14 protein-coding genes are annotated in these 13,516 nt (G+C 63.8%); 5 read left to right on the top strand and 9 right to left on the bottom strand.

Annotated elements, in window-relative coordinates:
* Nucleotides 1–654: 654 nt before the first annotated feature.
* From FYC77_RS16535 to FYC77_RS16515, 5 genes are all read right to left on the bottom strand, one after another.
* Nucleotides 655–888, bottom strand: coding sequence for a transcriptional regulator (locus FYC77_RS16535; RefSeq protein ID WP_149082599.1), 234 nt, complete (start codon nt 886–888; stop codon nt 655–657).
* Nucleotides 889–1,121: 233 nt separating this feature from the next.
* A complete protein-coding gene (locus tag FYC77_RS16530; RefSeq protein ID WP_149082598.1) occupies nt 1,122–2,537 on the bottom strand; it encodes a class II fumarate hydratase in 1,416 nt (471 codons plus the stop codon).
* Nucleotides 2,538–2,701: 164 nt separating this feature from the next.
* The gene (locus FYC77_RS16525; protein WP_149082597.1) at nt 2,702–4,384 is read right to left on the bottom strand and encodes a PH domain-containing protein; all 1,683 of its coding nucleotides are present in this window, start codon (nt 4,382–4,384) and stop codon (nt 2,702–2,704) included.
* A 1-nt stretch (nt 4,385) separates the two neighbouring features.
* Nucleotides 4,386–4,847: a PH domain-containing protein gene (locus FYC77_RS16520; RefSeq protein WP_149082596.1), complete on the bottom strand. Its 462-nt coding sequence runs from the start codon at nt 4,845–4,847 to the stop codon at nt 4,386–4,388.
* A gap of 126 nt (nt 4,848–4,973) precedes the next feature.
* Complete coding sequence (locus FYC77_RS16515; protein WP_149082595.1) at nt 4,974–5,225, bottom strand: BolA family protein; 252 nt, start codon at nt 5,223–5,225, stop codon at nt 4,974–4,976.
* Nucleotides 5,226–5,362: 137 nt separating this feature from the next.
* Between FYC77_RS16515 and FYC77_RS16510 the strand changes: the two genes are divergently transcribed.
* From FYC77_RS16510 to FYC77_RS16490, 5 genes are all read left to right on the top strand, one after another.
* A complete protein-coding gene (locus FYC77_RS16510) occupies nt 5,363–5,863 on the top strand; it encodes a DUF7523 family protein (RefSeq protein WP_149082594.1) in 501 nt (166 codons plus the stop codon).
* A gap of 34 nt (nt 5,864–5,897) precedes the next feature.
* Nucleotides 5,898–6,761, top strand: a complete 864-nt coding sequence (locus tag FYC77_RS16505) for an SDR family oxidoreductase (protein ID WP_149082593.1) — start codon at nt 5,898–5,900, stop codon at nt 6,759–6,761.
* 113 nt (nt 6,762–6,874) lie between these two features.
* Nucleotides 6,875–7,915 (top strand): patatin-like phospholipase family protein, encoded by a 1,041-nt coding sequence (locus FYC77_RS16500; RefSeq protein ID WP_338016498.1) that lies wholly within the window; start codon nt 6,875–6,877, stop codon nt 7,913–7,915.
* Nucleotides 7,916–8,114: 199 nt separating this feature from the next.
* The gene (gene cysS / locus FYC77_RS16495) at nt 8,115–9,641 is read left to right on the top strand and encodes a cysteine--tRNA ligase (RefSeq protein ID WP_149082592.1); all 1,527 of its coding nucleotides are present in this window, start codon (nt 8,115–8,117) and stop codon (nt 9,639–9,641) included.
* A 114-nt stretch (nt 9,642–9,755) separates the two neighbouring features.
* The gene (locus FYC77_RS16490; protein ID WP_149082591.1) at nt 9,756–10,442 is read left to right on the top strand and encodes a DUF6517 family protein; all 687 of its coding nucleotides are present in this window, start codon (nt 9,756–9,758) and stop codon (nt 10,440–10,442) included.
* A gap of 47 nt (nt 10,443–10,489) precedes the next feature.
* On the opposite strand, the gene FYC77_RS16485 is transcribed toward FYC77_RS16490, so the two are convergent.
* From FYC77_RS16485 to FYC77_RS16470, 4 genes are all read right to left on the bottom strand, one after another.
* Nucleotides 10,490–11,566 (bottom strand): presenilin family intramembrane aspartyl protease PSH, encoded by a 1,077-nt coding sequence (locus FYC77_RS16485; RefSeq protein ID WP_149082590.1) that lies wholly within the window; start codon nt 11,564–11,566, stop codon nt 10,490–10,492.
* Between the two features lie 77 nt (nt 11,567–11,643).
* Nucleotides 11,644–11,904, bottom strand: a complete 261-nt coding sequence (locus FYC77_RS16480; protein ID WP_149082589.1) for an H/ACA ribonucleoprotein complex subunit GAR1 — start codon at nt 11,902–11,904, stop codon at nt 11,644–11,646.
* A complete protein-coding gene (gene srp19 / locus FYC77_RS16475) occupies nt 11,904–12,185 on the bottom strand; it encodes a signal recognition particle subunit SRP19 (RefSeq protein WP_149082588.1) in 282 nt (93 codons plus the stop codon). The genes FYC77_RS16480 and srp19 overlap by 1 nt, the downstream gene beginning before the upstream one ends.
* A 166-nt stretch (nt 12,186–12,351) precedes the next feature.
* Nucleotides 12,352–13,488 carry a PGF-CTERM-anchored ABC transporter substrate-binding protein gene (locus tag FYC77_RS16470; protein WP_149082587.1) on the bottom strand — a complete coding sequence of 379 codons (1,137 nt, stop codon included), beginning with the start codon at nt 13,486–13,488 and terminating at the stop codon, nt 12,352–12,354.
* Nucleotides 13,489–13,516 lie beyond the last annotated feature (28 nt).

Here is a 13,516-nt window from a genome sequence, read left to right as displayed (position 1 = left end):
ATCGACAGTGTACTTCTTTCGGCTCATTCCTAGAGATACGTGCCCAGAGGATATAACCTAGCTGTCCACGGTTGGGAGGGTACTAGGGGAGACAGGCGACTCGAATCACGTTCGGTTGCCTAAACCGACGTGCGCAGTATGATCAACACGTGACGCGTCACGTCACCGTCGCCAGCGTCGGGGACTCTCTCTCTACACGGCGATAAACGGAAGATTGGCGGGGAACCGGTCTCAGTCTGTGAGTCCACCATGATATCGGGACGACGACGCAATCGGGGCGCAGCCGAGTACACCGCTGGAACCGGGTGCCCGGGAGGTCACGGATCGGTGGCGACAGCGGTCGTCTGTGTGCAATCGTCGCTCAAACGACGTGGCCGCCTCGAGTGATGGTGTCCTTCCAAATAAATCAAATAATGCTATATCGATAATGTGTCTGTACTCTTCATTCGGCGGGAGTGATTCAGGGCTCGTTCCGAACGCGGTCGAAAGCGCACCCATTCGGGGCACCGGCTCTCGATACTGCCGAACAGAGATCGATCGGTAAGCGACCGTCCTCAGGTACACCGCCGTGACCGAACGCCTGAACGTCGAACTGGACGCCGAACGTCGAGACGGGACTTCGTAGAATCAATCGAGCGGAGAGAACAGAATCGATCAGTGCGTGGCCGTCCGAACGTCGTCTACGTGATACAGATCCTCCTTGAGTCCTTCGCCCTCGCAGTCTTCGTTCGGGCAGTCGTAGTGCCACCCGTCCTGGGTCGCATCCCGCTCGCGGAATCTGTCACCGCAGAGCTGACAGAATAGTTCTCCGTTCTTACAGGTGTCCCGGTGTAACTCGAGGGCCAGCTCGGTCTGAAACGACTGGTTGCAGTTACGACAGGTGTGCATATGTCGTCTGACGCCAGCATCCCCCAAAACTGCTTGGGTTTGTTTATTCCGCCGTGAACGTCGGTGATCTGGCCCTGCTACGGCGATTCGGGTATCGCCGAACGAGAATCTCCCAGCAGGTTCTCGGACTCGAGTCGACGGTTCGTTGCGTGTCAGGTTCGGTCGAACTGACCCCGCGGCGTATCCGGTGACACGCTATGGCAGAATACAAACAGTATGCTGACAGTCCCAGGCTACTCGTCGCGGCCGAGGATTCCGCGCTCGGTCATCTTCGCGGGGTCGAGCACCTCGTCGGCCTCCTCGGCGTCGAGATAATCCTTCTCGAGGGCGACTTCGCGGACCGTCTTGTCCTCTTTGATCGCGGTCTTCGCGACCTCACTGGCTTTGTCGTAGCCGATGTGGACGTTCAGCGAGGTGGCCATCGCCATCGACTGTTCGACGCGCTCTGTGCAGTACTCCTCGTTAGCCTCGAGCGGGTCGACGAAGCGGTCGGCGAAGACGGTACTCGCGTTCGAGATGAGTTCTGCGGACTCGAGGAAGTTGTGCGCGAGGACGGGCTTGTAGAGGTTGAGGTCGATCTGACCCTCGGCGGCACCAGCCGAAACCGCAGCGTCGTTGCCGACGACCTGCTTGTGGACCTGATTGACGGCTTCGGCGACGACGGGGTTGATCTTGCCGGGCATGATCGACGAACCCGGCTGGTTCTCGGGTTGTTCGATCTCGCCGAGGCCGTTTCGCGGACCGGACGCGAGCAGTCGGAGGTCGTTGGCGATCTTGTTCAGCGAGCCCGCAACCACCCGGAGGGCCCCGTGGGCTTCCGACATCGCGTCGTGGGCCGCCTGGGCCTCGAAGTGGTTGTCGGCCTCGCGAAACTGGACGCCAGTCTCTTTGGTGATGTACTCTGCGGCGCGGCCGGGGAACTCCTCGTGGGTGTTGAGTCCGGTGCCGGTCGCGGTGCCGCCGAGGGCGAGTTCTGCGAGGTGTTCGCGGACCTTGTCGACGCGGGCCAGCCCCTTCTCGACCTGCGTGCGGTAACCCGAGAACTCTTGACCGAGCGTGACCGGCGTCGCGTCCTGGAGGTGCGTGCGGCCGGTTTTGACGACGTCGTCGAACTCACCCTCTTTCTGCTCGAGCGACTCGCGGAGGGTATCCAGCGCGGGAATGACGTCCTTCTCGACGGCCTCGAGGGAGGCGACGTGCATCGCGGTCGGGATGACGTCGTTCGACGACTGGCCGTAGTTGACGTGGTCGTTCGGGTGGACGACGCGGTCGCCGATATCCGCGCCCATGATCTCGGCAGCGCGGTTGGCGATGACTTCGTTCGCGTTCATGTTCGAGGACGTCCCGGAGCCGGTCTGGAAGACGTCGACCGGGAACTGGTCGTCGTGTTCGCCGGCGATGACCTCGTCGGCCGCTTCGATGATCGCCTCGGCGACGTCGTCGTCGATCAGCCCGAGATCGCGGTTCGCCTGTGCCGCCGCCTTCTTTACGACGCCGAGTGCACGGACGAACCGTCGCCCGAAGGAGATTCCCGAGATGGGGAAGTTCTCGATGGCACGTTGCGTCTGTGCCCCCCAGTAGGCGTCCGTCGGAACGCGCATCTCGCCGAGACTGTCCGCTTCGATTCGATAATCGTCTTCGTCACTCATAGTCGGAGGCTCACGGTGGGTGGGGTAAAATCCACCGAAACGACCACGTCAGGTGTCGACGTTCACACGGGTTTGACGCGTCTCGTACGGACTACTGGACCGGTCGCCGGTGGGTCTGCAAAACGGGACGCGTGCCCACCGGCACCGACGGACGACAGACCGTCTCAGGTGAAATCGACGGAGAGTCCGACGTCGTCAGACTGCGCCCGTTCCCGAAGCGCCGACTGCAGACGCGTTCGACCGACCCCGTTAGCCTCTCGTGCGTCCTCGAGGTCGATATCGTAGATCGTCGGCGTCGCCCAGTAGAACGTGCGCGAACTGGCAGTGTCGATCACGAGCGAGGCGAGACCGAGGCGACGCTGAAAGATCGATCGGCGCGTCGAGACCGTCTGGATCCGGTAGTACGGGATCACGGTGGTCCGTCGTCGCCAGAACCCGCGTCGAACGACGAGGTGGTCCTCGCCGACGTAATACCCCAGGTTCACGTACCGCAAGTGAGCGGCAGGCGGAACGACGAGGAAGACGACCGCGGCGAGATACCACCGCTCGAGGGGTGTCGCCCAGGCGGTTCCGAACGCGACTGCGACGATGGCCGCCGCGATCAGCGAGTAGCGGACGAGATACCTGCGCCGAGCGATGGAGGGTGGGGTGTGGAATCTCGGTCGTTCGACGCCGGTGAGATTTTCGGTAAAGGCGTACACTCGTCTTCGATCGGCCAGCGGAACGGCCGACTGGCTCCCGGATCCGCTGTCGGGCCCGTATCCCGCGGTTTCGACCCAGAGACCCGCGTATTCGATGAGCCGCTGAACCGGGTTGGCGGTGACCGTCACGGACTGGACCTTCTCGACGGGGATCGATCCGCTGTAGCGCTGGAGGAGTCCCCGTTCGTAGACGAAGTCCTCGTCGATCCGTCCGAGTTGGAAGTCGTAGTACGTCGCGAACGTGTACGCGACACTCAACAGGTACGTGATCACGAGCCCGTTGACCATCGAGACGATCGTGAGCACGCCGTAGCTGCCCGTCGTCCCGTTTTCGAGATCCTCGGGGCCGCCGACGGGTTGGGCGATCGTAACGAGAACGTCGAGGATCGTGTCCGTCGCGAGAAAGAAGACGAACAGCACTGCGGCGACCGCTGCGGGTCGAAAAGACGTAAACGAGTACAGCAGCAGTTCCCTCGCCTCGAGGTCGAACAGCCGTCGACGGCGGGATTCGTACGTCCGCGAGTCGGATTCGGATATCTGGGGACCGGATTCGGCCGTCGCTGTCCCGTCGGCGCGTTCGAAGTCCGGATCCGAAGCCGACTCTTCGCCGGGCGTTCCGGCCACGGAATCGTCGGGAAGCGGTGACTCGCCGGATTCGACCGCATCGGAGTCGGTGTCGGCTCGCCGGCGACGGCGTTCCGTCGCCTCGGCGGTTCGTCGTCGGATCTGGTGTTGCAGGCGATTCGCTTCGCTTTCGCTGACGAACCGAAGAGTCGCCTCGGTGTTTCCGCCGCCTGCGGTTTCGATCGAGACGACGGCGAGTCCCAGCAACCGCTGGACGACGCCACGGGCGATGTCGACGTTCTGAATTCGACCGTAGGGAATCTCCCGGGACCGACGGGAGAAGACGCCCGAACGGACGTCGAACGTGTCGGGCGTGATCCCGTACTCGAAGCGGTAGTAGTACACGAGAGCGTAGGTGGTGCCCAGGAGCAATCCGAGCGGCACGAGCACGAACACCCAGGAGTACTCGACGACGTCGACGATTCCAGAGAGAAAGACGACGAGGAAGAACGGAATCGTCACCCACGTGATCGCCTGCTGGATCACCATCGTCACTGCACTGAGTGGGTGGAGTCGATTCATGTTAGACGGCGTCGTCGGCTTCGCTCTCGACGGCGAGTTCGCGGAGCGTATCCTGTAAATCCCGCGCACGATCCGGCGTGAGCCCAGGGATCCGAACGTCTGCGTTTCGGGAACCGGCAGTGTAGACGACCACACTCGAGAGACCGAGTAGACGCTCGATGGGGCCAAACTGCGTGTCGACGTGCTGGACGCGAACGAACGGCACCGCAGTCTCGACGAACGTGATCACGCCGCGCTCGAGGTAGAGTGCGTCGGACTGAAGTTCGAATCGCCAGGCCTGGTAGAGACGAATCGCGTAACCGGCCGCGATCGCGATTCCGGCGACGACGATCACCCCGAGAGCGACGGAGGGGACGTCGACGAATAGCCGGCTCACGACGGCGATGATCGCGCCGAGGACGACCACCGCGATCGCCCACTGTGCGATCCAGAGCAGCCGGATCCGCGGATGAAGCGATTCCATACGAGTATCGTATCAGGAGCGAAGAATAAACCTGCGGTTCCGTTCAGCCCGTGAGACGCCTCGAACTCCGGTTCGAACCGTCGTTTCGTATCGGGGAATCGAAACGTCTCGCGAACGAGCCACTGGCTACGTTCCCTCCTCGTACTCCTCGGGCGTGTACGTCGAAAGCTCGAGCGCGTGGATATCCGTCGTCATGTGGCCGTCGAGGGCGTCGTACACCGTCTGATGTTGTTGGACCAGCGGGAGTCCCTCGAACGCGGGCGAGACGACCGTCGCCGCGAGGTGGTCGTCGTCGTGCTCGTCGCGGGCGTGCGTGACTGTCGCATCGGCGTCCTCGAGTTCCGACTCGATGAGCGCTTCGACGTCGTCGAGGTTCATACCGGATCGAACGTGCGCTCGCGGCAAAAACGCCGCGGTCTGTCTGCGTCGACCACATCCGTGCGATATCACGCTTCGTCTCCCCTGCTCGAGAGACGGGCGTTGCGTTTATGATGTCGTAGCCCCCGCTGATGAGCATGTCACTGGCAGCAGCAACTCGACGCGCCGTCGACGAGCATCCGTTTCTCGTCGCGGCGCTTCGCGCCGACGTCGTCAACTACACCGCCGCTGCCCGGTTTCTCGCGGTCGACGGCGAGACGGACGCGGTCGCGACGGCCCTCCGACGATACGCATCGGAACTCCCGGCGTACGAGACGTCGCCACGAGAGGCTCGCGTTCGGATGGAAAGTGGCGTCGGGCCCGTCGATCCAGAAACCGACGACGCACTCGTCTCCGTCGGCGGTGTCTCCCTCGGGGCAGACGGCGGGGATCGGACGGCGATCGTCGCCACTGGCGAGGTCGACGCGGCGGCGCTCGGAGACGCGCTCAAGCGTCTCACACTCGAGGGGATCGATCCGGGAACGGCGGCCGTCGGTGACGGGACGATGATCGTCGTCGTCGAGCGTCTCGAGGGCGCAAACGCCGTTCGCGCGGTCGAACGAGCGCTCGAGAACTCGATTCGAGAGAGTCCACAGTGAGTTTATTTGCGTCGAAACCGATCGTTCATTCGAGATGTCATCGTCGACTCACGATCTCGAACCGCCGGAGGCGACTGTAGACGATTTTTTCGTTCTCGACGATCCGAACTTCCATCCCGAAACGGTCGCCGTCGTGACCGGGGCGGCCTCGGGGATCGGCCAGTCGCTGTCGACCGCGCTCGCGCTGAACGGGCTGACCGTCGTCGGTGCCGACGTCGACGAGGAGGGCCTCGAGGAAACCGCGGCCATCGTCGACTCGTTCGATCGCGATGGCCAGTATCGCTCCGTCCCGACGGACCTGACCGACGGCGACGACGTGGCAACACTCGTCACGGCCGCGGCCGAGGAGGGGGACCTCTCGTTCGTCGCCAACGTCGCCGGCATCCAACACATCGATCCACTCGAGTCGTATCCGATCGAACAGTACGATCTGCTGCAGTCGGTGATGGTCAGAGCACCGTTCTTGCTCGCCAAGCATGCAATATCACACATCCGGGAGTGTGGTGACGGAACTGGCGCGATCGCGAACATGTCCTCGGTTCACGGACACGACGCGACGACCGATAAGGCGGCGTACATCACGGCCAAACATGCGATCAACGGGTTGACGAAGTCGATCGCCGCGGAGGGCAACGGCGACGTCCGGAGCTTCAGCGTCAGCGTCGGCTACGTGCTGACGTCCCTGATGGCAGACCAGATTGCGGATACGGCCGAGAAACGCGGGATCTCCGAGCAGGCGGTGCTCGAGGACGTGATGCTCGGGCCGGCCCAGACGAAAGAGATGATGACGCCGGCGGAGGTGGCGAACCTGTTCGTCTTCGGCTTCTCCAGGCACGCAAACCATCTGAACGGGGGAGACCTCCTGTTCGATGGGGGCTACACGACGACCTACGAGTGAGAATCGATGACCGGACGACTGAACGAAGACGGGACGAACGAACGATGACGGGACGAACGGGCGAACGATGACAGAACAGGCGAACGAACGAAGACGGGACGAACGAGCAAACGATGACAGAACAGGCGAACGAAGACGAGACGAACGAGCAAACGATGACGGACGACGATCGGACGCAGGTGGCGATCGCGTGTCAGGGCGGTGGCAGTCACACGGCTTTCACCGCCGGCGTCCTCCGAACGCTGCTGTCGGAACTCGACTGGACCGAGGAGTTCGAACTGGTCGGCATTAGCGGCACCTCCGGCGGTGCGTTCAACGCCCTCGCCGTCTGGTACGGACTCGTCACCGACGACGAGGCCGCCGCAATCGACGCCCTCGATGGGGTCTGGGAGGACCTCGCCGCGCGAGGTTATCCCGACCGGATGATCAACCAGTGGGTGTCACTGTACTCGCGATTCCAGAGCGAAGGCCTGGCCGTTCCCCACGTCAGCCCCTACTGCTCGCCGGCCGCAGACTGGGGCCAAGAGCGCATCGTGGAGGTCCTCGAGCGACACGTTCGGTTCGACGAGATTCCGGAACTCTGTGCGTACGAGGAGCCGGAACTCGTCGTCGGTGCGGTCAACGTCAACGACGGCACCTTCGAGACGTTTACCAACGAGGACGTCACTCCCGACGCAGTGCTCGCCTCCGCGGCGATTCCGACGCTCTTTGAAGCGGTCGAGATCGACGGTCGGGGCTACTGGGATGGACTGTTCTCGCAGAACCCGCCGGTCAAGGATCTCATGTCGGTTCCCGGCGAACGGACGCCGGAGGAACTCTGGGTCGTACAGATCAACCCACAGCACAGAGAGCGAACGCCGACGAAACTGTCGGCGATCAGCGACAGACGAAACGAACTCGGCGGGAACATCTCGCTGAATCAGGAACTCCGGATGATCGAGCGGATCAACGAGTGGATCGAGGACGGCTACTTCGACCATCCCGAGTACACGACGACGAACGTGCGTCGAATCCAACTCGAGGGGTATCACTACGCGAGCAAGACGAATCGGGACGCCGACTTCATCGCGGAACTGATCGAACGGGGTCAGTCGGCGGCGGCGGCGTTTCTCGACGGCCGCGAACCTGACGCGATCGACGACGCCGGGTCGTGACCGATACGGCTGATTCGCGGTCGATGAGACTGGGCCGTGGTCGATACGACTGGGTCGTGGTCGATATGACTGGGCCGTGGTCGATATGACTGGGTCGTGATCGATCTGTCGCCGACTCGAGGAACCCCGGTTCGTTCGAGCAACGTGCCGTGTCTGATATTGATAGCGTTTAACTACAGTCCGGGGGTAAGATGGCGTAATGACCCTACACGTGACGAACACGTTGACGGGCGAGACGGAGCCGTTCGAGCCACAGGATCCCGATAACGTCCTCCTGTACTACTGTGGCCTGACGGTCTCCGATCCGCCCCACCTGGGCCACGCCCGCTCGTGGGTCCACGTCGACGTCATGCACCGGTGGCTCGAGTACACAGGCTACGACGTTCGTCACGTCGAGAATTTTACGGATATCAACGAGAAGATCGTCGCCCGCGTCGGCGAGGACGACCTCGGCGAGGACGAACGCGAAGTCGCACGGACGTACATCGAGCGCACACTCTCGGATATGCGCTCGCTGAACCTCCTGCGCGCGGAGGTCTATCCGCGCGTCTCCGAACACGTTCCCGAGATCGTCGATCTCGTCGAGACGCTCGTCGAGAAGGGCTACGCCTACGAATCCAACGGATCCGTCTACTTCGACGTGACGAGTTTCGACGACTACGGCAAGCTCTCGAATCAGGAACTCGAGGAGATCGAATCCCAGGGCGATCCGGACGAACGAACGGAGAAACGCAATCCGGCGGACTTCGCGCTCTGGAAGGCTGGCGGGGTCGACGAGAAGGCAGTCCTCGAGCACCGACACGACGGCGTCAATTTCGAGTGTGCCCACACGACGGCTCAGACGTGGGACTCGCCGTGGGGCGAGGGCCGACCGGGCTGGCACATCGAGTGCTCGGCGATGAGTATGACTCACCTCGGCGAGACGCTCGATCTCCACGTCGGCGGGCGGGACCTCGTCTTCCCCCACCACGAAAACGAGATTGCCCAGTCCGAGGCCGCGACCGGCGAGGTGTTCGCGAACTACTGGCTCCACTGCGAGTTATTCCAGATGGACGACGAGAAGATGTCCTCGAGTCTGGGGAACTTCGTCACGGTCGCGGATGCAGTCGAACAGTGGGGAACGAACGTCCTCCGGACGTTCCTGACAGCGGGGTCGTACAACAGCAAACAGCTCTACTCCGACGAAACGATCGCCGAAGCCGAGGAACGGTGGGAACGCCTCGAGCGGGCCTACGACTCGGCCGTCGAGAGACTGGACGCGCCGGCGGCGCGGACCAAACTCGAGGACGAGGAGCTTCGAACGGCGGTCGCGGACGCTCGCGAGACGTTCACGGCCGCGATGAACGACGACTTTAACACGCGCGAGGCACAGTCGGCGTTGCTCTCGATCGCGACGGCGATCAACCGCCACGTAGAGGAGCCAGCGGACGCTGCGGGAGACGACGGCAGGGCCGAGGGCGGCTACGACTACCGGGGGCTTCGGCGCGCGGTCGAGAGCCTCGAGGAACTCGGCGACGTGCTCGGACTCTCGTTCGTCGGCGAGACGACCGGGACGGCGGATCTGGCGGGAGACGTCGTCGAACTCGTCCTCGACGTCCGCGAACGCGAGCGCGGGGACGGCAACTACGAACGTGCCGACGAGTTGCGAGACGAACTCGAGGCGATGGGAATCGAGATCCAGGACACCGACGAGGGGCCGAGCTACCGGCTTCCCTCGGAGGAGTAACGAGTCGAAGAAAGGCGGTAAGCAGCCCGTATACTCACGGGAGCCGGTGATTACCATTCGTCGGCGGGTGAATGTGTGGTCGGTACTTATGCGCCGATCTGTGGTCGGCGGCGTATGGACCGGCGGCTGTTCGTTGCGACGATCGCGACGTGTTGTGTCGGCGCGACGGCGGGGTGTCTCGAGGAGACCCTCGAGGAGGTCACCACGTTTTCGGCCTCGCCAGCCGTCGTCTCTCAACAGTCGACGGCCGAAACCGGATACGAGTACCAGGGGACCCGAGAAGTCGTCCGCGAACACGACGTCGCCCGTGGGCTCGTCGAGACGAGAAACTACGCCAGCACCTATCGGCGAACGGTCGAGGTTCCGCTCGATATCTTCGACGAGGACGAGACGGAGGCGGGCGTCTTCGGCGTTCTCACGACGCCACAGGTTTCGATCGGCGACGAACAGTTCAACCCGATCGGTGAGCTGACTCCCGAGCAGATCGTCGGACGCGTCCAGAGCCAGTACGAGGAACTCGAGATCGACAGCGAGCCGACGGCGCGTCGGTCGGTCGAGATGCTGGGGGAGACGATCACGGTCGAGACGTTCGAGGGCGAGGCGACGTTCCAGGGAACCGACGACGTCGACGTGTTCGTCGATATCTCACAGCCCGACCGCGACGGGGACCACTTCGTGATCACCGCCGCGTTCCCGGACGTCCCGATACTCGACGCGGACGCCGAAATCGATCGAATCGATGCGATGATCGGAGCGATCGAACACGGCGACGACGTCGACGCGGAGATCATCGACGCATAAGGAGACCATCCGACCGACCAGGATCGCTTCCCCGGCGAGTTCGGCGGTTACAGCCCGAGCGCGGTGACCACCGAGAGGCCGCTCGCGGTCGCCCCGATCAGGTAGCCGCCGATTGCACCGCCGTTCAGAAGCGGCAATCCGGCGTGTGGACGTCCCTTGACGACCATGTACATGAGCACGAGCAGGCCCGCGAGCGTCCCGACCAGCGCGCCGAGTGCAGCCATGTTGAGCGCGATCCACGGCACCTCGAGGGTGCCGACGTCGATGAAGTACGCGGCGCTGACGACGAGGATCGACGGGATGACCGCGTCACCCAGCCCGATGTAGAACGCGTCGCGGTCGACGCCGTCGTCCGCATCCGACTCCGAGTCGGACTCGGCGTGGTGTGAGTCGGACCCGCTCGAGTCGGCGTCACCGGGTTCCGGGACCATCTCGTCGTCAGCTCCCCCCTCAGTGGGCGCTGTGGCAGAATCCTGGCTCTCTTCGGAGTCGCCCTCGACGACGTCGTCGGTCGTTCCCGCCGCGAGATAGGAGTACGAAAGCGACATCGGCACGATGAGGATAACCGGGATCTTGAGGTCCATCACCCCTTCGGCGAGGTCGAGCATGTGCTCGGTGCCGTAGACGCTGATGGCGTCGTAGACCGCGAGGACGGACAGAAGGAGGATCGCGGGGAGCAGTCCGAAGCTGATGCCGAACAGCGCGGCTGCACCGGCGCCCATCAACACCCCCGAGGCGTCGATGACGTACCACTCTGGGTAGACGAGCAGCGCGATCCCCACCCCGAGGGCCGCGAGGACGGCGAGGACGTTGGCCGGTCCGGCGGTGACGACCGGCGGGATCAACTCCGTGAAGACGAACCAGGCGAGCATCACGCTGACGCCGACGATCAGCGCGCGGATCATCCACTGAAGGTCGTACTTGAACGCTGCGAGCATCAGAACGGTCGCGACCAGAATAATTCCGAAGTAGAGAAAACTGTTCGTCGGATCCTCGGGGTTGTCGACGGCGTGGCGTTCGGACTCGTGGAACGGCTCGATCAACGCGAGCGCGCCGAGTTGGACGCCGAGAAAGAGCACCAGCGTCACCCCGATGGCCGCGAGAATCCGCGTCCGGTGGTTCATGGACCCGCGTTTGCACCCCGTTCCTATGGGTGTTTTCTTCTCGAGTTCCCGGGTCGGGAGAGGGAGGCCACCGACGCTTACCTCGCGTACAGCGTCGATCCGACCAGCGCGGGAAGGTGAACGTCGTCGTCGGGCGTCATCGCCAGGTACGGTCGGGAAACGGGGCCGAAGACGTCGACGACGCGGCCGACCTCCTCGAGCGAGTCGTCGAGGACCATCGTACCGATCGTGTCCCGATAGTCGCCGCCATCGTCGGCGTTCGTCGGGTCGTCCGTGTCGTCGACACGGAGAACGGCGAGTCCCTGGGCCGTCCGGACGACGGTGCCAACCCGGCGCATCACTCTCGCATCGCGACGACGTACGCCGCGACGGCCTGGACGAGGTCGTTCTTCGAGGAGTCGTCCGAACCCCGGACGACGACGCGACCGCGGTCGGCCCACGGCTCCCTCGAGTAGGCTTTGTCGCGTTCGATCGTGGCGTCGTATCCGATCTGTTGGACGGCCTTGGCGATCTCGTCGACCGTCGGTTCGTCGACCGCGAGATCCTCCGATACGCGTCGTCCCTCGGTCCGCGAGCGCTCCGCATCGAGATAGGCGGGCCAGATGACGTTCTCGACCATGTGTTCATCTCGACAGGCCGACGAGTAAACCCTTTTCAAAACGGGACGCTCGAGTTCCTCCCCTCCGCGGGGCCGAAATGGGTCGGTCACGAACCGTACAGCGATCGGTCACGAACCGGATGGTGGTCGATACCGGACCTGATAGTGGTCGATCGCCGTCGAGCGATCAGTCCGATCGGGTCCGCACGGCGACGAACGCGAGGAGTGCGATTACCGCGGCGGCGGCGCCGAATCCGGGGATCGCGAACGCCCCGTCGCCGTCGGTCTCGCCGTCGTCGTTCGAGTCGACTTCGTCGATCGACTCGAGATCACTCTCGATCTCGGCGTAGACGTCGGGGTGGACGGTCTCGACGAGGTGGACGATCACGTCGACGATCCCCGGGGCGGGCTGGCTCATCGCGTCGTCGTCGACGGCGACGACGTTCCCCTCCTGGTAAGCGGTCGTCTCCTCGATACTCTCTGCGATCGGCGGCTCGTCGGTCCAGTCGGGGTAGACGATCCACGCCGGATCCTCGTCGACGACGACCTCGGCGCTGATCTCCTGCCAGCCCTCGATGTCGGCCCGTTCGGCGACGTTCTCGAGTCCGGCGGTCGTCAGCACCTCGTGTTGGAACGTCTCCGTTCCGGGCGTCGTTCCCTGATCGTCGCTGACGTAGTAGGCGAGCGGTTCCTCCTCGTCTGCGAGCGCGTCTTCGATCACGGCGAGGCGGTCGTCCATCCGATCGAGGGCCTCCTCGGCACCGTCGCACTCGCCGGTCAGTTCGCCGGTCGTCTCGACGTTCTCGCGAACGTCGTCGATCGACGTGGCGGTGTCGAGAACGTACACCGGAATCCCGGCGTCTTCCAGCTGGTCGACCAGTTCCTCGTCCGCGAGGGCGACGTTCGCCGCGAGCACGACGTCCGGATCGAGTGCGACGATCTCTTCGGCGACGGGCGTCACCCCATCGTCGCCGGTGATGTCGGTCCGGTCGCCTCCCTCGAGGTCGTCGGTGTAGGGACCGATCGGCATCCCGACGACGCGGTCTTCGGCACCGATCTGGTAGGCGAGCTGTGCGTCGCCCGGGTAGAGGGCGACGACCGCCTCGGGCTCGTCAGCGAGTTCGATCGTCTCTCCGCGGGCGTCGGTTCGCTCGAGGGGGTACTCGCAATCGGCGTCGATCGCCTGCGTCGCGACGCCCGTCGATGCGGTCGGTTCGGTAGCGATCGCACCGACCTCGCCGGCCGCGGCCACACCACCCGTCGCGAACGCGATCGTTCCGACGACGAGCAGCGCGGTGAGCAGCGTTGTGCGTAGGTTGCCCATCACACGTACGACCACGTACTTCAACAAA

The sequence above is a fragment of the Natrialba swarupiae genome (assembly GCF_008245225.1).
GTDB lineage: Archaea > Halobacteriota > Halobacteria > Halobacteriales > Natrialbaceae > Natrarchaeobius > Natrarchaeobius swarupiae.
Note: the sequence above shows the minus strand (reverse complement) of the source record. Positions and strands in the feature narration are given on the sequence as shown.